A 24,540-nucleotide genomic window follows, 5' to 3' on the forward strand; every position below is an offset into this window, starting at 1 on the left:
ATGTGACACCAAGCACCACCATCGGCTACGCGACCTTCCGCTGCCGCCTCGACGACGATGACTTTGCACGGTGGTTCGCGCGGTTCGGGGCAGGGCTGCATACTTCACCGCGACCGGACAAGCCAGATCGGCTCAGAGCAATACAAATCGCGTTGGTCGACCTGCTCGCCTTCCCTGATCCTGATCATGAACGCTTTCCCGACTACCGGGATCGACTACCAGGTGACGCGCAATCGGCCGCCGGGTGACGGCTTTCCAAGACCCGCCAACAGACACGGGGGTACTGGAAACGCCGGTTTTCGGGGACCGGAGTGTCTGCTCGGCGGGAAACTACCGAGGCCCAACGAGCGCTACCGTGACGAGCTTCACATTTCGACAGAGGTGCAGGCCAGGAGGCCGCGATCGGTCGACAGTCGAGTTCGATCAACCGCTGGGTTGGTTAGCCGGCGGAAATTGCTCGTGGTGGCTTTGCGTTGAAGTTACCGGACGGTATAGTTGACCTCAGTTACTGGTGGGTAACTTATCCGTAGTACCCAACCACAAGTGGCATTCTCATCGAGGAGGAAATGTGAGCCACTACAAGAGCAACGTCCGTGACCAGGTATTCAACCTGTTCGACGTCTTAGGTCTGGACAAGGCCCTCGGAACAGGTGACTACACCGATCTGGACGCCGACACTGCCCGCGAGATGCTCAACGAGATGGCGCGCCTGGCCGCGGGCCCCATCGCCGATTCGTTCGCCGACGGTGACCGCAACCCGCCGGTGTTCGATCCCAAGACCCACTCCGTGACACTGCCGGAGTCCTTCAAGAAATCAGTTCGTGCGGCGATCGACGGCGGCTGGGACAAGGTCGGCCTCGATCAGAAGTTGGGCGGCGTGCCCGCTCCCAAGGCGCTGCTGTGGGCCCTCAACGAACACATCCTGGGTGCCAACCCGGCTGTGTGGATGTACGCCGGCGGTGCCGCGTTCGCGCAGATCTTCTACAACAACGCCACCGAAGAGCAGAAAAAGTGGGCTGTCCTCGCTTCCGAGCGGGGTTGGGGCGCCACCATGGTGCTCACCGAGCCTGACGCCGGCTCGGACGTGGGCGCCGGCCGCACGAAGGCCGTCAAGCAGGACGACGGCTCGTGGCACATCGACGGTGTGAAGCGATTCATCACCTCGGCCGACTCCGACGATCTGTTCGAGAACATCTTCCACCTGGTGCTGGCCCGCCCGGAGGGCGCTGGCCCGGGCACCAAGGGTCTCTCGCTGTTCTTCGTGCCGAAGTTCCTCTTCGACTTCGAGACCGGCGAACTGGGTGAGCGCAACGGCGTCTACGTCACCAACGTCGAGCACAAGATGGGCCTGAAGGTTTCGGCCACCTGTGAGCTGACCTTCGGTCAGGACGGCAAGCCCGCCAAGGGCTGGCTGGTCGGCGAGGTGCACAACGGCATCGCGCAGATGTTCGACGTCATCGAGCAGGCCCGCATGATGGTGGGCACGAAGGCCATCGCGACCCTGTCGACCGGCTACCTCAATGCTCTGGCGTACGCCAAGGAGCGCGTGCAGGGCGCCGACCTGACGCAGATGACGGACAAGACCGCGCCGCGCGTCACCATCACGCACCACCCCGACGTCCGTCGCAGCCTGATGACCCAGAAGGCCTACGCCGAGGGCATGCGTGCGTTGTATCTGTACACCGCGACCTTCCAGGACAAGGACGTCGCCAAGGCACTGCACGGTATCGACGGCGAGCTGGCACACAAGGTCAACGACCTGCTGCTGCCGGTGGTCAAGGGCTTCGGTTCCGAGCAGGCCTACGCCAAGCTGACCGAGAGCTTGCAGACGCTGGGCGGCTCCGGGTTCCTGCAGGACTACCCGATCGAGCAGTACATCCGCGACGCCAAGATCGACTCGCTGTACGAGGGCACCACCGCCATCCAGGCGCAGGACTTCTTCTTCCGCAAGATCGTCCGAGACAAGGGCCAGGCGCTCGCGTTTGTGGCTGGTGAGATCGAGCAGTTCATCAAGAACGAGTCGGGTAACGGCCGGCTGAAGACCGAGCGCGCTCTGCTGGCCACCGCACTTGCCGACGTGCAGGGCATGGCCGCCAGCCTGACCGGCTACCTGATGGCCGCGCAGGAAGACCCCAAGAGCATCTACAAGGTGGGCCTCGGTTCGGTGCGCTTCCTGCTCTCGGTCGGCGACCTGCTGCTGGGCTGGCTGCTGCTGCGCCAGGCCGCGGTGGCCATCGAGAAGCTCGACGCCGGCGCCGGCCAGTCGATGGGGGCTGACGACCGACTCTTCTACGAAGGCAAGATCGCCACTGGGTCCTTCTTCGCGAAGAACATGCTGCCGCTGTTGACCAGCACCCGCCAGGTTATCGAGACCCTCGACAACGAAGTGATGGAGCTGGACGAGGCGGCTTTCTAAAACCGCTCAAACACGAAGTGGCGCCGCCGGATATCACACCAACCCTCGTAGGCGGGGCCAGTCCCGAACCCGGCAAACTGGTCCGGGTGACTGAAGCCCGTGGCATCCTGCTGGTCGTCTCGTTGATGGCAACGACCGCGCTGACCCTTGCTCTGGGGATCACCGACCCTGCCGCCCCACTGTCCTACCCCACCAAATTCCTGGTGTGGAACTTGATCCTGGCGTGGATCCCGATGATCTTCGCCGTGGCCTTCGACCTGGTGGAACGACAGATCTGGCTACTGCCACTGGGCCTCGGCTGGTTGGTATTCCTGCCGAACTCGCCCTATCTGGTCACCGATCTGGTGCACCTCGGCGAGGGTTACGAACTGTGGCGGCATGTGCTGCAGTACGGGTTCGCGGCCTGGACCGGCATCCTACTCGGTGTGGTGTCGATGCTGTTGGTGCACAAGCGAATCGAGCGGACATTCGGCGGTGTCTGGGGTTGGTTGGTGGCGGTTCTTTCGGTGGGGCTGTGCGCGATCGGCGTGGTGATCGGGCGGTTCCAGCGGTGGAACTCCTGGGACCTGGTGAGGCGGCCCGATGCGGTCGTTGCGGCAACGTTCGAGTGGGTTCGCTCACCGCTGTCCTACGTACAGTCGACGGGGGTCGCCACGGCCGTCGCGGCGTTCTTCGGGCTGGCCTATCTGACTATTTGGGCGCTGAACGGTTTACAGTCCCGCGGTTGAGCGATGGTGCTGCCCGCCGATGCGAGGTCATAACGCGATTCGGCTCGACGACGGCACGCCCTAATGGCGCCCTGCCGATGCGCCCGACCGGCTGAATGACATCCTCATAGAGGTGGGTCGGCGACCGAGGTGTGGTCTCATCGATCCTTACGACATGGAAGGACCGCAATGACTGACGTCGATCGGCATGGACTCCGAACCCGCAGCGTGCACGCCGGCGATGTCCGCGACTCCCAGGGTGCTCTGCACTCACCGCTGTATGGGCATTCGACGTTCGGGTTCGAGACCACGGCCGACCTGCTCGACGTCGTGGAAGGACGCCGCCCCGGCAATCTCTACACCCGCTACGGGCTCAACCCGACCGTGCGGGCATTGGAGGCCAAACTTGCCAACCTCGAACACGCTGAGCAGGCCTTGGCATTCTCCTCCGGGATGGCAGCAGAATCGGCGACGTTCCTCGCACATGTCGGTGCCGGCGAACACATCGTGTGCCTCGGTGACGTCTACGGCGGCACCTACGAGCTGCTGCAGACCAATCTTGCCCACGTCGGGATCACCACAACGTTCCTGCGGGCTGACCAACGCGACCAACTCGCCGGGGCTCTCACCGACAACACCCGCATGGTGTTCTTCGAGACCCCCACCAACCCACGGCTGCACGTGTTCGACATCGCCGCGGTCGCCGCGACCGCCAAGGCCGCCGGGGTGCTTACGGTCGTCGACAACACCTTCGCCACGCCGGTCAATCAGAATCCGCTGCTGCTCGGCGCCGATCTGGTCGTCCACTCGGCCACCAAGTACTTGGGCGGGCATTCGGATCTGGTCGCCGGGACCGTCATGGGAGCATCCGATCTCCTGGTTCCGATCAACCTGTGGCGCAAGAACCTCGGCCAAATGATCGCCCCCGAGGTCGCCTCGCTGCTAGCACGTTCACTGCGCAGTCTGCCCGTGCGGGTGCGGGCCCAAAACGAAACCGCCGCACAGATCGCTGCGCATCTCGTCGCACATCCGCGAGTCGCCGAGGTCCGCTATCCGGGGCTCGCGGACGCCGAGCAGGCCGCGATCGTGGCCAAGCAGATGAGCGGCAGCGGCGGCATGCTGAGCGTCATCCTTGACGCCGACGTCCAGCAGACCGCCGCGGTGGTCGACAAGCTGCGACTGTTCTCGATCGCCCCGAGCCTGGGCGGAGTGGAAAGCCTGGTGACCCAACCGATCACCACAAGCCATCGCGACCTGACCGCCGAGGAACGTGCTGTACGCGGCATTACCGACGGCATGATCCGCATGTCCATCGGACTGGAAGACCCCGCCGACCTCATCGCCGATATAGATAACGCCCTCGCAGCGCTGTAGGGCTTGCAAAGACAAAAAAGGGCGGGTTCGGGAGGACATTTGGGGGCGTCTCAATCGGTCTCGCGCCGCCGGTCTTTCACCCCTTTGACCGACTCTTCGGATCAGTCACTCCCGAACCCGTCGTACGGTCGAGCCTACGCCTCCAGTACCCCTCAGACCAGAGGAAAATCGACCGGAATTCACACGCAGCTTTGAAGGTGGCCCCGTGTTGCCGTCGGGTCGGGGGGTCAGACGGCAACACGGAGCTACCCGTGTATCGATGCGCTCGCACAGACCGTTACACACTTGCGAAAACAAACTTTTCGAATGTTCTTCGCGGAGCCCGTCGAACCTGGTCAGGAGGGGATCAGACCTCCAGAATGGCCGCTACGCCCTGGCCACCGGCTGCGCAAATCGAGATCAGGCCGCGCGCCGGCTGCCCCGTCTGCTTCTTCTTTTCCGCCAGCTGCTTGGCAAGTTGGGCGACGATACGCCCGCCGGTGGCGGCGAAGGGGTGCCCGGCAGCCAGCGACGAGCCGTTGACGTTGAGCTTGGACCGGTCGATGGTGCCCAGCGCGGCATCCAGGCCGAGGCGGCCCTTGCAGTACTCGTCGGAATCCCAGGCCGTCAGCGTAGCCAGCACGACGGAAGCGAACGCCTCGTGGATTTCGTAGAAATCGAAATCCTGCAGTGACAGGCCGTTACGGGCCAGCAGGCGCGGCACGGCGTAGGTGGGCGCCATCAGCAGGCCGTCGGGTCCGTTGACGTAGTCGACAGCCGCCATCTCACCGTCGACGAAGTAGGCCAGCGGCTCGTGGCCGTGGGCCTGGGCCCAATCGTCGCCGGCCAGCAGCACCACCGAGGCCCCGTCGGTGAGCGGGGTCGAGTTACCCGCGGTCATCGTGGCGTCGCCCAGCTTCACCCCGAACACCGGCTTGAGCTTGGCCAGCTTCTCCGGAGTCGAATCGGCACGCAGGTTGTTGTCGCGGTACAGGCCGAGGAACGGCGTGACCAGGTCGTCGAAGAAGCCGCTGTCGTAGGCGGCGGCCATGTTGCGATGGCTGGCGGCGGCCAGTTCATCCTGGTCGACGCGCTTGATGCCCATTTCCTTGGCGGTCACCGCGGCGTGCTCGCCCATCGATTTGCCGGTGCGCGGCTCACTGTTGGCGGGAATCTCGACGCCGACCGAGGCCGGCAGCTTGCCGACCAGTTTGAGCCGGTCGACGTTCGACTTGGCACGGCGCAGTCCGAGCAGAACCCGGCGCAAGTCGTCACCGAACGCGATCGGGGCGTCGGACGCGGTGTCGACGCCGCCGGTGGCCGCCGAATCGTACTGCCCCAGCGCGATGCTGTTGGCCGCGGCGATGGTCGCCTGCAGGCCCGTGCCACAGGCTTGCTGCACGTCGAACGCCGGCGTGTACGGCGACAGCGCACTGCCCAGCACGCATTCGCGCATCAGGTTGAAATCACGGCTGTGCTTGAGCACAGCGCCGCCGATCACCGCGCCGAGCCGCTCGCCGGCCAGCTCGAATCGGTCGATCAGCCCGTCCAGGGCCGCGGTGAACATGTCCTGGTTGGAGGCGTTCGCGTAGGCGCCGTCGGACCGCGCGAACGGAATCCTGTTGCCACCCAATACGGCAACGCGTCGCCGGGTCGTGTTGTTGGCCATCTGTTTGCCCTCCACTTTCGGGTTGTCCGGGGCCATATTACCCACTGTTCTTACTCAGGAGTAAGTTCGTGGGTATGGCTACCGACCTGCTCTCTCAACTGGTGAACTCCGGGCCGGGATCCTTCCTGGCCAAGCAGCTGGGCGTACCCCAGCCCGAGACCTTGCGCCGCTACCTGGCCGGGGATCCGCCGCTGGCGGGACCGCTGCTGATCGGCGGCTCCGTCGCTGGTGGCCGTGTGGTGGAGCCCCTGCGCGCCGCCCTGGCCGACGACTACGACATCGTCTCCAACAACATCGGCGGCCGGTGGGCCGACTCTTTCGGTGGCGTCGTTCTCGACGCCACCGGTATCACCGACGTCGCGGGCCTCAAAGAGCTGTACAAGTTCTTCACCCCGGTGCTGCGCAACCTGGGCCCGTGCGCGCGCATTGTCGTCGTCGGCACCACGCCGGAACAGGCTGCCGGCGTCCACGAGCACATCGCTCAGCGGGCGCTGGAAGGCTTCACCCGGTCACTGGGCAAGGAACTGCGGCGCGGCGCCACGATCGCCCTAGTGTACCTGGCAGCTGATGCCAACCCCGCCGCGAGCGGCCTGGAGTCCACGATGCGGTTCATCCTGTCGGCGAAGTCCGCCTACGTCGACGGGCAGGTGTTCCGGGTGGGTGCCGCCGATTCAACCGCGCCGGCCGACTGGGACAAGGCGTTGGCCGGCAAGGTCGCCGTCGTGACGGGCGCGGCCCGGGGCATCGGCGCGACCATCGCCGAGGTGTTCGCGCGCGACGGCGCTGCCGTGGTGGCGGTGGACGTAGAGAGTGCCGCCGAGGATCTGGCGCAGGTGGCCGAAAAAGTCGGCGGGACGGCGCTGATCCTGGACGTCACCGCCGACGACGCCGTGGACAAGATCACCGCGCACGTCACCGAACACCACAGCGGCAAAGTCGATGTGCTGGTCAACAACGCCGGCATCACCCGCGACAAGCTCCTGGCCAACATGGACGAGGGACGCTGGGATTCCGTCATCGCTGTTAATCTCCTTGCGCCGCAACGGCTCACCGAGGGTCTGGTGGCCGCGGGGGTGCTGGGAGAGGGCGGCCGGGTGATCGGCCTGTCATCGATGGCCGGCATCGCAGGTAACCGCGGGCAGACCAACTACGCCACCACCAAGGCCGGCATGATCGGGCTCACCGACGCACTGGCACCGGTGCTGGCCGAGAAGGGCATCACCATCAACGCGGTGGCCCCCGGATTCATCGAGACCAAGATGACCGAGGCGATTCCGCTGGCGACCCGCGAGGTGGGCCGGCGCCTCAACTCGCTGTTCCAGGGTGGCCAGCCCGTCGACGTCGCCGAGTTGATCGCCTACTTCGCCAACCCGGCGTCGAATGCCGTGACCGGCAACACGATCCGAGTGTGCGGCCAGGCCATGCTGGGGGCGTGACCGGGTGAACAACATGCTCAGGGCCGTAGTGGGGGCGCTGCCATTCGTCCCCCGCTCCGACACCCTGCCCACCCGCACGATCACCGTCGACGACCTGGCCATCGACCCGGCCAACGTCGCGGAGTACGCACAGGTGACCGGGCTGCAGTTCGGCGACACCCTGCCACTGACCTACCCGTTCACACTGACCTTCCCGACCGTGATGTCGCTGGTCACCGGATTCGATTTCCCTTTCGCCGCAATGGGTTCGGTGCACACCGAGAACCACATCACGCAGTACCAGCCGATCTCGGTCACCGACACCGTCGGCGTTACCGTCCATGCGGCGAACCTACGCGAGCACCGGCGCGGACTGCTGGTCGATATCGTCACCGCTCTCAAGGTCGGCAACGATCTGGCCTGGCACCAGGTGACGACGTTCCTGCACCAGCAGCGAACCAGTCTGTCCGACGAACCGAAGCCGCCGCCGCAGAAGCAGCCCAAGCTCGGGCCACCGAACGCGATTTTGCGGATCGCACCTGGGCAGATCCGCCGCTACGCCGCCGTCAGCGGGGATCACAACCCGATCCACACCAACCCCGTCGCAGCCAAGTTGTTCGGTTTCCCCACCGTGATCGCCCACGGAATGTTCAGTGCCGCGGCAGTTCTGGCGAACATCGAGGGACAGCTGCCCGACGCAGTGAAGTATTCGGTGCGATTCGCCAAGCCGGTGATCCTGCCGGCCAACGCCGGGCTCTACGTGTCACGCGATGCCGACGGTTGGGCGCTGGCGCTGCGCAACCTGTCGAAGGGCTACCCGCACCTCACGGGGACGGTGTCGGCCCTCTGAGTTCGTAACGCGGCGGTTTGTGTCTACAGTCTGGCGGTGACTTCCGCCAAAGTGCCCCCGGTAAGGCTGGTCCGCGCCGTCGACCGCATTCGTCATCACCTGCGCCTGTTGCATCGGCGGTCGGCGCCGCCACCGGCTGCCCTCTTGGAGATGATCCTCAACGCCTGGGTGGCCCAAGGCATCACCGCAGCTGTCCAGCTCGGTGTGGCCGACGCGCTGGCCGGCGGCCCACTGCCGCCCGAGGAGCTGGCCCGCCGGGTCGACGCCAACCCCGACACCCTCAACCGGCTGATGCGCGCGTTGGTCGGCGAGGGCATCTTCCGTCGCACCCGCGACGGACGCTACGCGCTCAACGCATTGGCCGACCCGCTGCGGACCGATGCCCCGGTGTCGATCGCCGGGATGGCGCGGTTCGTCGGCGCTCCGGAACACCGCGAACACTGGAGCCGCCTCGGCGAGGCCGTGCGCACCGGCGAGGCCGTCATCCCCAAGATGCGCGGCATGCAGGCGTTCGAGTACCTCAGCTCCGAGCCCGAACTCGGGGTGATCTTCAACGACGCCATGACCTCCGTCTCGGAGCTTGCGATCGCCCCTGTGGTGGCAGCCTTCGACTTCACCCCGTACGCCACCATCGCCGATGTCGGCGGCGGCCACGGCCGGCTACTCTCGGCCATCCTGCAGGCAACGCCGTCGGCCCGCGGCATACTGTACGACCTCCCGCAGGTGGTCGAGGGGGCGCCAAAGTTGTTGGCCAAATATGGAACTGAAGATCGGGTGGAGATCATCCCCGGGTCGTTCTTCGAGAGCGCACCCGCCGGTGCGGACCTCTACATCCTGAAGAACATCATTCACGACTGGCCTGATGAGCAGGCCGTGTCGATCCTGCGCAACATCCGCGCCGCCGCTCCGGGCGCCACCCTGCTGCTGGTGGAAGCTGTTATCCCCGAACATGATCGGGGATTCCTCGGCAAATGGATCGACATGGAGATGCTGATCGGAATCGCAGCCCGGGAGCGCACCGCGGCGGAGTACCGAAAGCTCTACCAGGAGGCCGGTTTCCGTCTCACGAACGTGGTACCGACAGCGTCACCGTTCAGCCTGGTGCAGGGCGTCGTGGTCTGACACCTCGGACGGCTTGCCCTTGAGGCCACGCCAGAACAGGTTGATCATCAGCTCGGCGGCCTCGTCCACATCGGCGTCGCCCGAGCTGACACGGGTGGCGATGGCCTCGCCGGCGCCCACCAACGCCACCGCCATCATCTCGAAGTCGCTGTCCGGCGCAGGGTTACGCGTTCCCGTGCTGAGCAGCCTGGCCACCAGATCGATGATGCGTTCGCGACCTTCCCGTACGGTGTGGGCGAACGCCTGCGAGCTGGTGGCCTGCGTGTAGAGCACCATCCACGACGCCCGGTTGGCATCGATGTAGGTCAAGAATGCCAATACCGCATTGCGCAGCAGGTCCTTGGGGCTCTGGGTGAAGTCGATCTGCCCGCGCACCACGTCGACGAACCGGGTCAGCTCCCGGTTCAAGCAGGCGCCGAACAGCTCCTCTTTGGACCCGTAGTAGAGGTACAGCATCGGCTTGGAAATCGCGGCCTGCGCGGCGATCGCGTCCATGGACGTCTCGTGATAGCCGTTGACCGAGAAGATCTGCACCGCGGCGTCGAGCATCTGCTGTTCTCGGACGGCACGCGGCAGCCGTTTGGTTCCACCTGCCATCCGATGATGGTAACTGTCAGGGCATAAGCTCGGCGGGCCGTTGCTCCATCCCACAGCACAACCGCGTCGGCGGCAACGTCTGGAGATCGGTGGGGTCAGCCCGCGCAGCGCAGCGGGCCTTTGACCGCGGCGTTCCGCTGCAGCGATGCATTGATGTTGTCCATCGACAGTTCGCCTGCCGCCACAGCCTTTTCCAGTCCATCCAGCACCGAGGGCACTTCCTTGGTGGTGATCCACAGGGCGTTGTCGGCGCCGGCCTGCAATGCCTTGAGTACCGCCGCGGACACACCGTAGCGTTCGTTGATCGCGGCCATGCTGGACAGGTCATCGGTGTAGACCAGCCCGTTGAACGGCGGGCCACCGTAATTGCCGGACCGCAGCAGCTCGTAGGCCGGCGCGCTGAGGCTGGCCGGGTCGGTTCCGGTCAGTCCCGGAACCTCCAGGTGCCCGACCATGACGGCGACCGGGGCCTCGGTGGTCAGCGTGCGATAGGGCACCAGATCGTCTTGCTGCAGGTCGGCCAGCGGAGGTGTGGTCACCGAATTGGTGTGCGAGTCACCGGATCCGTGACCGTGACCGGGAAAGTGCTTGAGTACCGGCAGAATTCCGGCCTCGCGCAGGCCGCGAGCGTAAGCCCCGGCGTATTCGGTGACCTTGGCCGGGTCGTTGCTGAAGGACCGGTCACCGATGACCGTGTCGTCCGGGGCGTCGGTGACGTCGACGACAGGGGCGAAGTCCACGGTGATACCCAGATCGTGCATCTTCTTGCCGCGCTCCAGCGCGATGCCGTACACCTCGTCGGAGGTCTGAGTCTGGGCCAGCACCCGCGGCGACGGCTGCTTGCCGATGATCGATGCGAGGCGCGACACCCGGCCGCCTTCCTCGTCGACGCTGACCGCGAGCGGCAACGGACCGGCCGCGTCGGCGATGTCTTTCAACGAACCGTCGGAAAACATGGACAGGTCGGTCCAACTGCCGATCATGATGCCGCCGACATGCTGCTCGGTCACGACCTGGCGGGCATCGTCGCCGTCGGTCACCCCGACGGTCAGCAACTGGGCCAGTTTGTCACGGGTGGGCAGTGCCGTCAGATCGCAGCTCTGCGCGACCGGCGCTTTGGGCAGCGGCTTGCTGCTGCTCGCATGTTGGTGATCCGCTGGCGCCTGGGTGGATGGCGAACACGCCAGCAACAGTCCGGACAGCGCGACGAGCACACTCAGAACGCGGGGCATGTGTCCTGAGGGTAGTCACAACGGCCGCTGCGAACCGACCTCGGGCTCGACGCCGCCGGTCCCCCACACCCGCTGAGTTGATAGTCAGCCAGTTTTCGGGCCGATACAAAGCTGTACTACCTGGTGTGAGGGGCCGTGCTAGGTTGGCCGGGTGAACCGGTTCGTCGTCCCGTCTGCCGCCAGCATCGTGGTCGGCTTGTTGTTGGGCGCGGCCGCCGTGTTCGGTGTGACGCTGATGGTGCAACAGGACACGAAGCCTCCGCTGCAGGCGGGTGATCCGGCGTCGTCGGTGCTCAACCGAGTCGAGTACGGCGACCGTACTTAAAACTCGGTCGCTCCGCTCCTGCACGCCGAACGCAGTCCCACCGCGCCGCTCTCCCGGCGCTGGTTATGGCTGGTCACCGCGGTCGCTCTCGTCCTGACCTTCGCGCAGTCGCCCGGGCAGATCTCCCCCGACACCAAGCTCGACCTGACCGCCAACCCGCTGCGGTTCCTGGCCCGCGCGTTCAACCTGTGGAACAGCGACCTGCCGTTCGGGCAGGCTCAGAACCAGGCATACGGCTATCTGTTCCCGCACGGCACCTTCTTTCTCATCAGCCATGAGCTCGGGGTGCCCGGCTGGATCACCCAGCGGTTGTGGTGGGCGTTGCTGCTGGTCGTCGGGTTCTGGGGCCTGCTGCGGGTCGCCGAGGCCCTGGGTATCGGCAGCACCAGCTCGCGGGTGCTCGGCGCGTTCGCGTTCGCGTTGTGCCCGCGGGTGCTGACCACGCTTGGCGCGATCTCGTCGGAGACGCTGCCGATGATGCTGGCGCCATGGGTGCTGCTGCCGGTGATCCTCGCGTTGGGCGGGACCGGAGGGGTGGGAGTAGGCCGGCAGGGACGGCACAACATCCGGCTGATGGCGGCCCGATCGGCCGGCGCGGTCGCCCTGATGGGTGCGGTCAACGCCGTCGCAACCCTGACCGGATGCCTGGCCGCGCTGATCTGGTGGGCCTGTCACCGGCCGAACAAGCTGTGGCTGCGATTCACCGTGTGGTGGTTCGGCTGCACGGCGCTGGCTGTCACCTGGTGGGTGATCGCGCTGGTGATGTTGGGCCGGATCAGCCCGCCGTTCCTGGACTTCATCGAATCCTCCGGCGTCACCACGCAGTGGACCTCGCTGACCGAGATGCTGCGCGGTACCGACAGTTGGACACCGTTCGTCGCGCCCAATGCCACCGCCGCGGCGTCGCTGGTGACCAGCACGGTCGCGGTGCTGGCCACCACGCTGGTGGCCGCGGCGGGCCTGGCCGGGCTGGCGCTGCGTTCGATGCCCGCCCGCGGCCGGCTGATCACCATGCTGCTGATCGGCATCGTGCTGCTGGGCCTGGGCTATTCCGGGGGCCTGGGCTCACCCATTGCGCATCAGGTGCAGGCCTTCCTCGACGGCACCGGCACCCCGCTGCGCAACCTGCACAAACTCGAACCGGTGATCCGCCTGCCGCTGGCCCTGGGCCTGGTCCATCTGCTGGGCCGGATTCCATTGCCGGGTACCGTCCCGCGCCCGGTGTGGGTGAGTGCGTACGCCCATCCGGAGCGGGACCGGCGGGTCGCGGTGAGCATCGTGGTGCTGGCCGCGCTCGCGGCGGGCACCTCGATCGCCTGGACCGGCCGCATCGCACCGCCGGGTACCTTCAGCGCGATCCCGCAGTACTGGCATGACGCCGCCGACTGGCTCGACGAACACAACACCGAGCGTGGCCGCGTGCTGGTGGCGCCGGGTGCCCCGTTCGCCACCCAGGTGTGGGGCACCAGCCACGACGAACCGCTGCAGGTGCTGGGCAACAGCCCGTGGGGTGTGCGTGACTCGATCCCGCTGACCCCGCCGGAGACCATCAGGGCGCTCGATTCGGTGCAACGGTTGTTCGCCGCCGGCCGACCATCCGCAGGGCTCGCCGATACCCTTGCCCAGCAAGGTATTTCGTACGTCGTGGTGCGCAACGACCTGGATCCGGATACGTCGCGGTCGGCCCGCCCGGTGCTGGTGCACCGGGCGGTGGAAGGGTCCGGTGGGCTCACCAAAGTGGCCGAGTTCGGCGACCCCGTCGGACCGGGCACGCTGGAGGGGTTCATCGCCGACAGCGGGTTGCGGCCGCGTTATCCCGCGGTGCAGATCTACCGGGTCGACGGCGCCGCGACGGCGGGCAAACCGTATCTGGTCGACCCCGACACCATGGCCCGCGTGGACGGCGCACCCGAGGCACTGTTGCGTCTCAATGAGCGCCGCCGCCTGTCCGGCCTGCCGCCGCTGGGACCGATGCTGCTGACCGCCGACGCGCAGCGTGCCGGGCTGCCCGTCACTGTCGGCGGCCACGGCGTGGTGATCACCGATACCCCGCAGGCCCGCGAGATCGACTACGGCCGGGTCGACGACCATGCGTCGGCGATCCGCACGCCCGACGATCCGCGGCACACCTACAACCGGGTGCCGGATTACCCGTCCCGCGGGGCCGAGCCGGTGTACGGCCACTGGGACGGCGGGCGCGTGACGGTGTCGAGTTCGGCGGCGGATTCGACGGCGCTGCCCAACGTCGCTCCCGCGACGGGACCGGCCGCGGCGATCGATTCGGACCCGTCGACCGCGTGGGTGTCCAACGCCCTGCAGTCCGCCGTCGGCCAGTGGCTGCAGATCAACTTCGATCATCCGATCACCAACGCCACCCTGACCATCACTCCGAGTGCCACCGCCGTGGGCGCGCAGGTCCGCCGCATCGAGGTGGCCACCGCGACCGGTACCAGCACGCTGCGGTTCGACGCCGCGGGCAAGCCGCTGACCATACCGCTGCCGGTCGGGGAATCCCCGTGGGTGCGGATCACCGCAGTGGCCACCGACGACGGCTCTCCGGGCGTGCAGTTCGGCATCACCGATCTGGCCGTCACTCAATACGACGCATCCGGCTACGCCCACCCCATCAACCTGCGGCACACCGTCGATGTGCCCGGGCCACCGCCGGGTTCGCCTGTGGCGCAATGGGATCTGGGTACCGAGCTGCTGGGCCGGCCCGGCTGCGCCGAAAGCCCCGTCGGGGTGCGATGCGCGGCGGCGATGGCGCTGGCCTCCGAGGAGCCGGTGAACCTCAGCCGCACGCTGACCGTTCCGGAGCCCACCAAGGTACGCCCGACGGTGTGGGTGCGGGCCCGCCAAGGCCCCAAGCTGGCCGATCTGGTCGCTCAACCCGGTACCACCAGAGCTTTTGGCGACGCTGATCCGATCGACGTGCTCGGCTCGTCATTCGCGGCCACCGATGGCGATCCCCGCACCTCGTGGACGGCTCCGCAGCGGGTGGTTCAGTTCAAGGCGCCACCCACGCTGACGCTCAAGCTGCCGGCCGCGGCCGAGGTGGGTGCGCTGCGCATCGATCCAGGTGGGGCGGAGCCGCCGGCTCACCCGAAGCTGGTGTCGATCGACCTGGGCGACGGCCCGCAGGTGCGCAAGCTGCCGGGTACCGGTGAACCGCAGACCTTCAAGCTCAAACCGCGGGTGACGGACACCATCACCGTCTCACTGTTGAGCTGGAACGACGTCATCGACCGCACGTCACTCGGTTTCGATCAGCTCAAACCGCCTGGGCTGGCCGAGGTTTCGGTGTTCGATACGCACGGCCGGCCGATCGGCGCCGCCGATGCCGCCACCAACCGGGCCCGCATCGTCTCACTGCCCTGCGGGCAGGGCCCGATCATCGGTGTGGCGGGGCAGTTCATCCAGACCTCGGTCCGCACCACAGTCGCGGCGCTGCTCGACGGCGACCCGATCCCGGCGCAACCGTGCCGCACCGATCCGATATCGCTGCCGGCCGGCCAGCAGGAGCTGCTCGTCAGCCCGGGGGCGGCATTCGTCGTCGACGGCATCGTACTATCCACGCCCAATGGCCAACTACCCACGGCGACAACGACCCTCGCCGAGACGCCGGAGTGGGGACCGGACCGTCGAGAGGTGCGGGTGACGCCCACGTCGACCTCGCGGATCCTGGTGGTGCCCGAGAGCATCAACCCCGGCTGGATTGCCCGCGACGCGGCGGGGACCCGGCTCGAACCGGTGACCGTCAACGGATGGCAGCAGGGCTGGGTGCTTCCGGCCGGAACGGCAGGCACAGTGACGTTGTCGTTCGACTCAAACCGCCCTTACCGAGCCGGTTTGATCGGCGGGCTGGCACTGCTGCCGCTGCTGGCACTGTTGGCGCTGCTACCGGTGCGGCGCCGGTCCCCGGAACTGCCTGCGGCCCGACCGTGGCAGCCCGGTCCGGTGCTGAGGTGCCTGGGCGTGCTCGCGGTCGGCGCGGCGATCTCCGGGATACCGGGGGTACTCGTCGTCGCGGCCGCCCTAGGGGTGCGCTACTGGCTGCGCGACCGTGAATCCTCGTGCGACCGAATCACCCTCGGCTTGTCGGCGGGCGGCTTGATCCTCGCCGGGGCCGTCCTGTCGCAGAATCCGTGGCGCTCGGTCGACGGGTATGTCGGGCACTCACCGTGGGTGCAGTTGCTCGCGTTGATATCGGTGGCGTTCGTCGCGGCGTCGACAGTGGTGTTCCGGCCGCGCGCATCAGGCGCTCAGCTCGACGCGAGCGCGGCCGCATCCTCGTCGGCGAAGGTGTCCTCCAATGTCAGCGGTGAATAGTCGAGGTCGATCTCCTCGAGCGGGCGTCCCCGCGCGCTGCTGATCGTGCCGAACCGGCGCATGCCCTTGTCTGCGGAGTACTGCATGAACTCGTCCTGGACCAAGCCGAAGGGGATGTCGGGGGCGTAGAGAGCGAAGCCCTCCTCGGTGAGTTGCAGTGCGAGCGGGATCAATTCATTCATCCGGGCTTCGAACACCGCCCAGTTGGCGTCGTCGGCGGCGACGTGTCTGCGGCAGGTGAACGTACCCCACGCCATGTGGCGCCGCTCGTCGTCACCGATCCTGCCGACCAGCTCCTGCATGCCCGGCAGGATGCCGCGATCAACGCAAATCTTGTGCCACGCATAGTATCCCGTGAGCGCCAGCATGCCTTCGACGATGTGGTTGTAGGTCACCGATGCCCGCACCTGAGCGGCCGGTGACGGGTCGGTGTAGAGAGCGTCGAGGGCGGCCGGAAGCTCCTCGTAGAACATCTGCCGATATGCCGGCAGGTCATCGAAGTAGTTGTGCAGATCGTCGGTGATACCGACTGTGTCGAGCCACATCCGGAACACCTGCGTGTGCTTGGCCTCCTCGAAGGCGAACTGGGTCAGGTACATCTCATCGCCAAGCCGTCCCTCGGCCCGCATCGCGCTCATGAACGGCTGGATGTCCTTGGTGACCGCCTCTTCGCCGGCGATGAACTCGGCGCACAGCCGGGTGGCGTATTCCCGTTCGCGATCAGTCAGCGCCTCCCAGTCCGCCCGGTCGCGGGAGAAGTCGATATCCGCTGGATTCCAGAACTTCGCATTCCCTCCGGCGAACAATCGCAACGGCACGCTGTCCCAGTTGAGACCGCCGCGGCTCAGCGAGCCGAAATGTGTGTGCGACATCTGGACCTCCTCAGATCCAGGTGGGGTGACCACTGGCCATCTTACTGTGATGTATCTCACAGTCAAAGGCTCTTCACCGCGATGCGGTCGTCACCGCAATTCAGATCGCGCGCTACGGCGCCGGTGTGTCGGCGCCGTAGCGGCATAGTGAAGATCATGGCTGACGTTCGCAACATCTTGGAAAGGCACCAGTACGAGATCACCGTCGACGGCGAGCATGCCGGCCTCGAGGCCTACGTTGACGCCGGCGATCAGCGCGTTTTCTACCACACCGAGATCGATGACAGGTTCAGCGGCCGCGGCCTGGCCGGCGAACTGGTTTCCGCGGCGCTGACCGACGCCCGCGCGGCGGGCAAGCGCATCGTCGCGGTCTGCCCGTACGTCGTCAAGTACGTCAAACAACACCACGACTTCGACGACATCCTCGACCCGGTCACCCCCGAGGCCATGGCCGCCGTCGAAGCCGCAGACTGGGCCCGCTACTGACCGGCCCTCAGCGCAGTGCCGGTTCGGGCTCCGGTTCTGGTTCGTCGGTGATCGAGCTGTCCAGCGGCGGGACGGGACGCTGGCTGCGGTACTCCCAGCGCCGCAATGCCTCCCGGCACGGCGACTCCACCAGGGCGTAGCTGACGGCCGCGAGCGCGAAGCCGAAGACCAACGTCAGCACCAGCACGGCCGGCATGCCGCCGTTGAACAGAAACTCTCCGATCATCGGAAACACCATCGCCAAGGCGGCCAGGTGCCACACGAACAACCCGTAGGACCAGCGGCCCAACGTCACCATCACCCGGCTGCCGAGGATCCGGTGCGGTGTACCGGGCCGATCCAACACCAGCGGGGCCAGCACCGCAGCAGCGAGCACGGCGCCCATCGCCGTCTTCAACGTCACCTGCTCGACCGATCCCGGCCGCAACCCCTCAAGCCCGGCCAGCGGCGATGCGGCGATCCCGAATGCCGTCGCCGCGATCAGCGCCATGAGCAGCGGACGCCGGCCCAGCCGGTGCGCCCAGCCGAACGGCGTTACGGTGAGCTCGGCCAGGACCATTCCCGCGGCGAACCACGAGAAGAACGCCGGCGGCCAGTTCCACTGGTTGAGCCCGGTGCTGCCGTCGAACGGGATCCGCACCCAGGCCAGGCTGAGCAGGCCCACCGCGATGATGACCCCGATCCGGGCCCGCACCGGCACGCGGCGGGCCAACAGCGCCAGCAGCGGCAGCACCAGATAGAAGGTGACCTCCACCGACAGGCTCCACATCTGCGTCAGCCCGGCGGTCAAGGTCAGCGGAACGTAGATCTGCGTCAGGCTCAGATTGGCCAGCCACACCGTGAAGTCGGCCTTGGCCTCCGGGAGCAGCAGCAGGATCGCCACGACCGCCACCACATATCCGGGCATGATCCGGACCAGCCGCGACCGCAGGTAGTGGCCCGTGTGGGGCCGCGGGCGCAATCCGCGGGCGGCGGCCGCATGACCGCGCCACAAGAGGAAGCCCGACAGCGCGAAGAAAACCGCCACAGCGAGGTCGAACCGGCCGAAGATGCGGCCCATCACGCCGGTGGTGTGTCCCGTCTGGAATGCCACATGCGTCAGCACCACACCCATGGCGGCGCAGGCACGCATGCCCTCGACTGCCGGCAGGAAGGTCCTCGTCCCGCCGACCTCGAAGTTCGGGTCCGATTGCCGGGTTGCCACGACGACCAGTGTGCCGGGACGGCGCAGGCACGCCAAACCCGAGGTGGGCTGCCGCCACGAGATGTCCTTGTCGTAAGTGATGGCCTTAAATAGTGCTGTTAGGGTCGAACGGGTTTGCCTGGAGGACGAGTTGGCCCACACCAAAGGAGGCCCGGTTTGAACCGCGCTGTGGCGCTGCGTATCGCGGCGTGCGGACTCATGGGGTTGGGTGCAGCCCTGTTGATCGCCGCCCTGCTGCTGACGACCTACACCAAGGGCAAGATCGCCAAGATTCCGCTCAACCTGGACACCACGCTGGTCAGCGAAGGCACCGGGACCGCGTTCGACCCGGCCTCGTTGACAGCCGAGAAGTTCTCCGTGGACCGCAACGTGCCGGTGGCAATGCAACAGCAGATGAGCGTCGAAGCCCCGGCGAACGCCGATGTGGTGACCCTGCAAGTGGGCACGTCCCTGCGGCGGACCGACCGCCAGCAGGACACCGGCCTGCTGCTGGCGATGGTCGACACGGTCACCATGAACCGCAGCACCGCGTTGGCGGTGTCCTCGGATACCAACCCGGGCGGGTCCATCCAAAGGCCGCGCTCCATGGACGACCAGAAGCCGCCCACCAGCGTCGCGCTGCCGCACGAGGGGCTGACCTACCGGTTCCCGTTCGACACCGCGAAGAAGACCTACCAGATGTTCGACCCGATCGCGCAAAAGGCGTTCGATGCGAACTATGACGGCGAAGAAGACGTCAACGGGCTGACCACCTACCGGTTCACCCAAAACGTCGGCTACGACGCCGACGGCAAGCTGGTCGAGCCGGTGAAGTACGCCTCGCTGTATGAGGACGACGTGGACAGCACCGTCAAGGCACGCGCCTCGGTGTGGGGTGTGCCGGGCGAGCCGGACGAAGAGATCACGATGAACCGGTACTACGCCGCGCAACGCACCTTCTGGGTGGATCCGGTGTCGGGCACCATCGTCAAGGCCACCGACCACGGCTACCAGTACTACGCCCGGGACGCCCTCAAGCCCGAGGTCACCTACGTCGACTACAAGGTCACCTCCACCGAGAGCACCATCGAGTCGCAGGTCGCGTCCGCCCGCGACGAACGAGACCGAGTTGCGCTGTGGTCCCGAGTCCTGCCGATCACGTTCACCGCGCTGGGCCTGGTCATGATGATCGGCGGTGGGCTGCTGGCCTGGTTCGTGCTGCGCGCCGAGTCGACGCTGATCGACCCGGGCCTGGACAACGCCGACCACGGATTCTTCGACACTCAAGGCATCCAAGTGCCCGGCGCCGAGGCCAAGACCGAAAAGCTGCCCGCACAGCGGCCCTCTGACCTGCCACCGGACCGACCAGTCTGATTTCGTCCCGGTTCTGGCTGCCGGCCTACGCGCTGGCGCTGTCGTTGTTGGTGACGGCGCCGCTGCTGGGGCCCGGCTATCTGCTGTTGCGCGACGCGGTGTCGACGCCGCGTTCGTATCTGACCGATGCTGCACTGGGCCTGTCCGAGTCGGCCCCCCGCGCGGTTCCTCAGGACTTTTTCGTCGCGGTGACGTCGGCTGTGCTCGATGGCGGCGTGGTCGTCAAGGCATTGCTGGTGGCCGGCCTCTGGCTGGCGTCGTGGGGGGCCGCACGGCTGGCCGCCGGCGTTCTTCCCGACGCAGGCCGGGCCGGGCAGTTCATCGCCGCAACGCTGGCCGGGTGGAATCCGTATGTCGCCGAGCGATTACTGCAGGGCCATTGGAGTCTGCTGGTCGGTTACGGCTGCCTGCCGTGGGTCGCGACCGCGGCGATACGGCTGCGCACCGGGTCCCGCACGCGAGGAGGACAAACCAACCCCCGCACGCGAGGAGGACAAACAAACCCCCGCACGCGAGGAGCTGCGTTCGCACTGGCGTTCTGGACCGCTGTGGCCGGGCTGACACCGACGGGTCTGCTGCTGGCCATGGTGGTGGCACTGACCTGCGTCGCGGTACCCGGTGACGGCTGGGGACGGGCCCGGGTCGCGGGATTGAGCATGGTCGCCGCGGCGCTGGCCGCGACACCCTGGTTGACCGCGGCACTGGTGGGGGGTGCGGTGAACTCGTCGGCGTCGGCGGCGGAGTTGTCGGCCGGAATCCACGCGTTCGCCGCGCGCGCCGAACCCGGGCTGGGCGCACTGGGCAGCCTGGCCGGGCTCGGCGGTATCTGGAACAGTGCAGCCACACCGGCGTCGCGAGCCTCGTTGTTCGCATTGCCGGCCACGCTGGTGCTGCTCGGGGTGGTGGCGGCGGGCCTGCCGGTCGTATTGCGCAATCCCGCCAGACGTATGACGCTGCCGCTGCTGGTCCTGGCCGCTGTCGCTGTCGTCGGCCCGGCATTGACGGCGACCGGGCCCGGGATGGCACTCGTCGAGGCTGTGGTGCGAACAGTTCCCGGGCTTGGTGTGCTGCGCGACGGGCAGAAGTGGGTGGCACTGGCCATGCCCGGATATACGTTGGCGGCCGCGGCAGCTCCGCTGACGATGCGACGCCGGCTCTCCACGACCGCGACAGCTGCGGTGTGTTGTGCGGCATTGATCGCAGTACTGCCCGACCTGGCGTGGGGCGTGGGCGGCCAGATGCGCGCCGTGCGCTATCCGACCACCTGGACGACCGCCGCCGCCCAGATCAATGCCGATCCTCGGCCGGTGGCGGTGCTCCCGCCCGACATCATGCGGCAGTTCCCCTGGGCCGGGTCGGCACCGGTACTCGACCCGCTGCCCCGCTGGCTGCGCGCCGAAGTCTTCAGCACCGGCGATCTGTCGATCGGCGGGCACATCGTGCCGGGCGAGGGCGCCCGAGCACGCGCCGTGCAGCAATTGCTGCTGTCCGGAGCGTCACCGCAGCAACTGGCCGACGCCGGTGTCGGCTGGGTGGTTCGTGAGACCGGCGGCGATGTCGCGGTGCAGCGGATCGGCGGCTCGGCGCCCGCGGCAGCGCATCGCGGCATCCTGATCGCCGCGCACCTGGTCTGGCTGGGTTTGCTGATGGCTGCCGGGATCGGGTTGGCAGTGCAGACCGCGCGCTCGTCGCATCGGCGCGGCTAGCGCAGGGCGTGGCCGTACGTGGCAGCGGCCACCGGGTCACGGCCGCGGACGACACACCCGGGGCAGTCACACCCGCCACATCAGTCCCGGTCCCGAGAGCACAAGCGTTGTGCCCGGCTGTTAGCGACAAAGTCGCGGAAATCGCCTCAACCGCAACGCTGTTCACTGCGACACCGCGCGACGAACCTCACTGAACGCGCCAACAACGCCAGTCGCACCAGCAACAGAATATTCTGCGCCCGCATATCGGCGACCTTGTCGCTCGCAGCGCGGGCACGTAACCAGTGCGACGGAAAGGGTCCTGTGGTGCCAAATTGGTGCATGGGATTGGCCGACGCGAGACGACTGATGCCTGTGGTGCCTATGTGGCGATTTCCGCGACTTTGTCGCTAATAGCCGGGCACACCCACTACGGTCTCGGCACGGTGACGGATGTGACTGTTGTGAAACTTAGACCAGGCCGCTGATGTAACGCCCGTCGCGCACAGACTCCAGCACGGTGCGCATCGCCTCGGCACTCTGCGCCCAGGAGAATTCGTCACTACGGGTCTGCGCCTTGCTGCCCAGCTGGACCCGCAGGACACCGTCGGACAGCAGCCGGCCGAGTCCTTCGACGAGGCCGTCGCGGTCCTCGACCAGCAGTCCGGTCACTCCGTCGACGATCGAATCGGTCAGCCCACCCGAGGCGCGATAGCCAATGGTGGGTACGCCGTGCTGGGCGGCCTCGGTCACCGCCAGCCCCCAGCCTTCCTTGCGGGACGGCAGCACATGCACCCAACTCTGTTGCAGCACACGGTGTTTGGTCACATCGTCGACGTGGCCGTGGAACGTCACCGCGTCGCTGATGCCGAGCAATTCGGCGTGGTCGACCAGGCGCTGCCGCCACCAGCCGTCGCCGAGGATGTCCAGGTGTAGGTCCGGGATGCTGGCCTGCAACGTCGCGATCGCTTCCAGCGCATCCTCGATCTGCTTGTGCGGCACCAGCCGTGACAGCACCACCACGCGCGGTGTGTATGAGCGCGGTAATTCCAGGCTTTGCGCCGGGGCTTCGTCAAGACCGTTGCGCACCACAGCGATTCGATTGGAATCCACACCGAGTTCGTTGAGGTCGCGGGCCGAGGGCAAAGACACCGTGACGTACTGGTTGTATCGATGCAGCAGCGGCGACAACCGCGACTCGACGAACCACCCGACCCGGCCCATCACCGGCCCCGCCACGGGCCACAGCTCACGGTGGCAGTGGTGAACCAGCACCGCCACCCGCCGGCCGAACGCCAGCCGGGCCAGAAATGGCAGACCATTCTGGGTGTCGACGACAACATCGGGTCTCACGCGCCGCAGCGGCCCGAGACCGATGCGGGCCAGGACCATCGCCAGACCGGCCCAGATGTAGACCGTGTGGCGGCCGCCGGCACGGCTGATCCGCACGCCGTCGACGACTTCATTGCGGGCCGCACCCGAATACCGGGCCGTGCGCAGGGTGACATCGACTCCACGACCGGCCAGATACGCGCCGATGCGCTGTACATAGGCCTCGCTGCCGCCGCCCTGCGGGTGGCCGGTATCGCGCCAACACAACAGCAGGACGGCACGCACGCGAGGAGCACCAACCTGTGGCTGCACGGGACGGTCGGACATCGTGTCGAGGGTACCGGTGAGTAGTTTGGGCGAGTGCAGCCCACCGCACTCTTTGCCCGCCGGGCCGGCCTACGGCGCTCAGTACGTCTGCTGAGCGAGTTCCGCTTCGAGCAGACCGAACCGGCCCGGTTCTACGGCGCGCTGGCCGATGACACGGTTGCCATGGTCACCGATCTGTGGACCGGCTGCACCGGTGATCTCGCGACGGGACGCACCGTTGTCGACGTGGGCGGTGGGCCCGGCTACTTCGCCTCCGCGTTCGAGGCCGCCGGAATGCATTACATCGGTGTCGAACCCGATCCCCGCGAGATGCATGCGGGTCCCGCGGGTGACGTCGCTGGCGGCAGGTTCGTGCGGGCGTCCGGGATGGCGCTGCCGTTCACCGACGACAGCGTCGACATCTGCCTGTCGTCCAATGTGGCCGAGCATGTGCCGCAACCGTGGCTGCTGGGCAACGAGATGCTGCGGGTCACTCGGCCGGGCGGGTTGGTGGTGCTGTCCTACACGGTGTGGCTGGGTCCGTTCGGCGGTCACGAGATGGGGCTGACGCACTATCTCGGCGGGGCGCGCGCCGCCGAGAGGTACACCCGAAAACACGGCCACCGACCGAAAAACGACTACGGATCGTCACTATTCGCGGTGTCAGCTGTCGACGGACTGCAGTGGGCGGCCAGCACCGGGGCGCTCGTCGCCGCATTCCCCCGCTACCATCCACGATGGGCCTGGTGGATGACCTCCGTCCCCGGGTTGCGGGAGTTTCTGGTGAGCAACCTGGTGCTGGTCCTCCAGCCCTGAGGATTCGCCGATCGGGACAGTTCTCGTTTTCCCGCCGCCGAGGCGATCACCCACTCCCCCGTAGACCCCGAGGAGCCGCGACCCTGCCAGGAAACCGACAGGCGATGTTCAGGTTGCCCAGCTACGGTGGCGCCCATTCGACCACCCGTAGCAAACGATTCTAGGGAGAAACCCGATGGCAGTCTCGGTTGATTTGGCCAAATCGCTCGACAAGGCATACGAGGAGAAGACTCTCAAGGACATCCTGGATGCGTCGCCTGCGGCGCTCGCCGGCGTCACCGACGCCGACGCCAAACACCTCGAGGAAGCGTTCAACATCAAGACCGTGCGCCAGCTGGGTGCCAACAAGTTCTTCGCTGTCGCTGCGGCCCTGGTGGCGCTGGAGAACGCCGGCTGATTTTCCCGCGCGGGCACCTGATGTGATCGGTGTCGCGCCTGAAAGAGGGTCTTCGTGCCGCCGGCGCGGACTAC

Annotated in this window: 19 protein-coding genes; 13 read left to right on the forward strand and 6 right to left on the reverse strand. The window is 66.9% G+C overall.

Features of this window, described 5'->3' with window-relative positions; genetic code table 11:
- Positions 1–568: 568 nt before the first annotated feature.
- From H276_RS0112940 to H276_RS0112950, 3 genes are all read left to right on the forward strand, one after another.
- On the forward strand, positions 569–2,416 hold the full coding sequence (locus H276_RS0112940; RefSeq protein WP_019971737.1) for an acyl-CoA dehydrogenase: 1,848 nt from the start codon (positions 569–571) through the stop codon (positions 2,414–2,416).
- An 86-nt stretch (positions 2,417–2,502) separates the two neighbouring features.
- Positions 2,503–3,144 carry a DUF1361 domain-containing protein gene (locus tag H276_RS0112945; protein WP_026356935.1) on the forward strand — a complete coding sequence of 214 codons (642 nt, stop codon included), beginning with the start codon at positions 2,503–2,505 and terminating at the stop codon, positions 3,142–3,144.
- A gap of 168 nt (positions 3,145–3,312) precedes the next feature.
- Positions 3,313–4,497 carry a PLP-dependent aspartate aminotransferase family protein gene (locus tag H276_RS0112950; protein WP_019971739.1) on the forward strand — a complete coding sequence of 395 codons (1,185 nt, stop codon included), beginning with the start codon at positions 3,313–3,315 and terminating at the stop codon, positions 4,495–4,497.
- 346 nt (positions 4,498–4,843) lie between these two features.
- Here H276_RS0112950 and H276_RS0112955 read toward each other — a convergent pair whose 3' ends face one another.
- On the reverse strand, positions 4,844–6,145 hold the full coding sequence (locus H276_RS0112955; protein WP_026356936.1) for an acetyl-CoA C-acetyltransferase: 1,302 nt from the start codon (positions 6,143–6,145) through the stop codon (positions 4,844–4,846).
- A gap of 74 nt (positions 6,146–6,219) precedes the next feature.
- Between H276_RS0112955 and H276_RS0112960 the strand changes: the two genes are divergently transcribed.
- The 3 genes from H276_RS0112960 to H276_RS0112970 are packed head-to-tail and all read left to right on the forward strand — an operon-like array spanning position 6,220 to position 9,532.
- Positions 6,220–7,581, forward strand: coding sequence for a 3-oxoacyl-ACP reductase (locus H276_RS0112960; RefSeq protein ID WP_019971741.1), 1,362 nt, complete (start codon positions 6,220–6,222; stop codon positions 7,579–7,581).
- Positions 7,582–7,594: 13 nt separating this feature from the next.
- Complete coding sequence (locus H276_RS0112965) at positions 7,595–8,410, forward strand: MaoC/PaaZ C-terminal domain-containing protein (protein WP_051111437.1); 816 nt, start codon at positions 7,595–7,597, stop codon at positions 8,408–8,410.
- A gap of 36 nt (positions 8,411–8,446) precedes the next feature.
- Entirely contained in the window at positions 8,447–9,532 is a 1,086-nt protein-coding gene (locus H276_RS0112970) for a methyltransferase (RefSeq protein ID WP_026356937.1), read from the forward strand.
- Here the strand turns inward: H276_RS0112970 and H276_RS0112975 are convergent.
- The gene (locus H276_RS0112975; protein ID WP_019971744.1) at positions 9,497–10,129 is read right to left on the reverse strand and encodes a TetR/AcrR family transcriptional regulator; all 633 of its coding nucleotides are present in this window, start codon (positions 10,127–10,129) and stop codon (positions 9,497–9,499) included. The two genes, H276_RS0112970 and H276_RS0112975, sit on opposite strands and share 36 nt — an antisense overlap.
- A gap of 95 nt (positions 10,130–10,224) precedes the next feature.
- On the reverse strand, positions 10,225–11,361 hold the full coding sequence (locus H276_RS0112980) for a glycoside hydrolase family 3 N-terminal domain-containing protein (RefSeq protein ID WP_019971745.1): 1,137 nt from the start codon (positions 11,359–11,361) through the stop codon (positions 10,225–10,227).
- A gap of 151 nt (positions 11,362–11,512) precedes the next feature.
- Between H276_RS0112980 and H276_RS24105 the strand changes: the two genes are divergently transcribed.
- The gene (locus H276_RS24105) at positions 11,513–11,686 is read left to right on the forward strand and encodes a DUF2613 domain-containing protein (RefSeq protein ID WP_018602702.1); all 174 of its coding nucleotides are present in this window, start codon (positions 11,513–11,515) and stop codon (positions 11,684–11,686) included.
- An 18-nt stretch (positions 11,687–11,704) separates the two neighbouring features.
- Positions 11,705–16,015, forward strand: coding sequence for an alpha-(1->3)-arabinofuranosyltransferase (locus H276_RS0112995; protein WP_196807906.1), 4,311 nt, complete (start codon positions 11,705–11,707; stop codon positions 16,013–16,015).
- On the opposite strand, the gene H276_RS0113000 is transcribed toward H276_RS0112995, so the two are convergent.
- Positions 15,949–16,887, reverse strand: a complete 939-nt coding sequence (locus H276_RS0113000) for a R2-like ligand-binding oxidase (RefSeq protein WP_019971748.1) — start codon at positions 16,885–16,887, stop codon at positions 15,949–15,951. The two genes, H276_RS0112995 and H276_RS0113000, sit on opposite strands and share 67 nt — an antisense overlap.
- A gap of 156 nt (positions 16,888–17,043) precedes the next feature.
- On the opposite strand from H276_RS0113000, the gene H276_RS0113005 reads away from it, so the two are divergent.
- Complete coding sequence (locus H276_RS0113005; protein ID WP_036461033.1) at positions 17,044–17,373, forward strand: GNAT family N-acetyltransferase; 330 nt, start codon at positions 17,044–17,046, stop codon at positions 17,371–17,373.
- Positions 17,374–17,380: 7 nt separating this feature from the next.
- Here the strand turns inward: H276_RS0113005 and H276_RS0113010 are convergent, their stop codons facing one another.
- Complete coding sequence (locus H276_RS0113010) at positions 17,381–18,505, reverse strand: acyltransferase (RefSeq protein ID WP_051111438.1); 1,125 nt, start codon at positions 18,503–18,505, stop codon at positions 17,381–17,383.
- A 228-nt stretch (positions 18,506–18,733) separates the two neighbouring features.
- Here H276_RS0113010 and H276_RS0113015 point away from each other — a divergent pair, with 228 nt between their 5' ends.
- Positions 18,734–19,930, forward strand: coding sequence for a DUF3068 domain-containing protein (locus H276_RS0113015; protein WP_026356940.1), 1,197 nt, complete (start codon positions 18,734–18,736; stop codon positions 19,928–19,930).
- A gap of 17 nt (positions 19,931–19,947) precedes the next feature.
- The gene (locus H276_RS0113020; protein WP_081625464.1) at positions 19,948–21,636 is read left to right on the forward strand and encodes a hypothetical protein; all 1,689 of its coding nucleotides are present in this window, start codon (positions 19,948–19,950) and stop codon (positions 21,634–21,636) included.
- A gap of 450 nt (positions 21,637–22,086) precedes the next feature.
- Here the strand turns inward: H276_RS0113020 and H276_RS0113025 are convergent, their stop codons facing one another.
- Positions 22,087–23,274, reverse strand: coding sequence for a glycosyltransferase family 4 protein (locus H276_RS0113025; protein WP_036461008.1), 1,188 nt, complete (start codon positions 23,272–23,274; stop codon positions 22,087–22,089).
- A gap of 33 nt (positions 23,275–23,307) precedes the next feature.
- On the opposite strand from H276_RS0113025, the gene H276_RS0113030 reads away from it, so the two are divergent.
- Positions 23,308–24,069, forward strand: a complete 762-nt coding sequence (locus H276_RS0113030) for a bifunctional 2-polyprenyl-6-hydroxyphenol methylase/3-demethylubiquinol 3-O-methyltransferase UbiG (RefSeq protein ID WP_019971754.1) — start codon at positions 23,308–23,310, stop codon at positions 24,067–24,069.
- Positions 24,070–24,244: 175 nt separating this feature from the next.
- Positions 24,245–24,466 (forward strand): hypothetical protein, encoded by a 222-nt coding sequence (locus H276_RS0113035; RefSeq protein WP_019971755.1) that lies wholly within the window; start codon positions 24,245–24,247, stop codon positions 24,464–24,466.
- Positions 24,467–24,540: the final 74 nt, after the last annotated feature.

Source organism: Mycobacterium sp. 141 (assembly GCF_000382405.1).
Taxonomy (GTDB): Bacteria; Actinomycetota; Actinomycetes; order Mycobacteriales; family Mycobacteriaceae; genus Mycobacterium.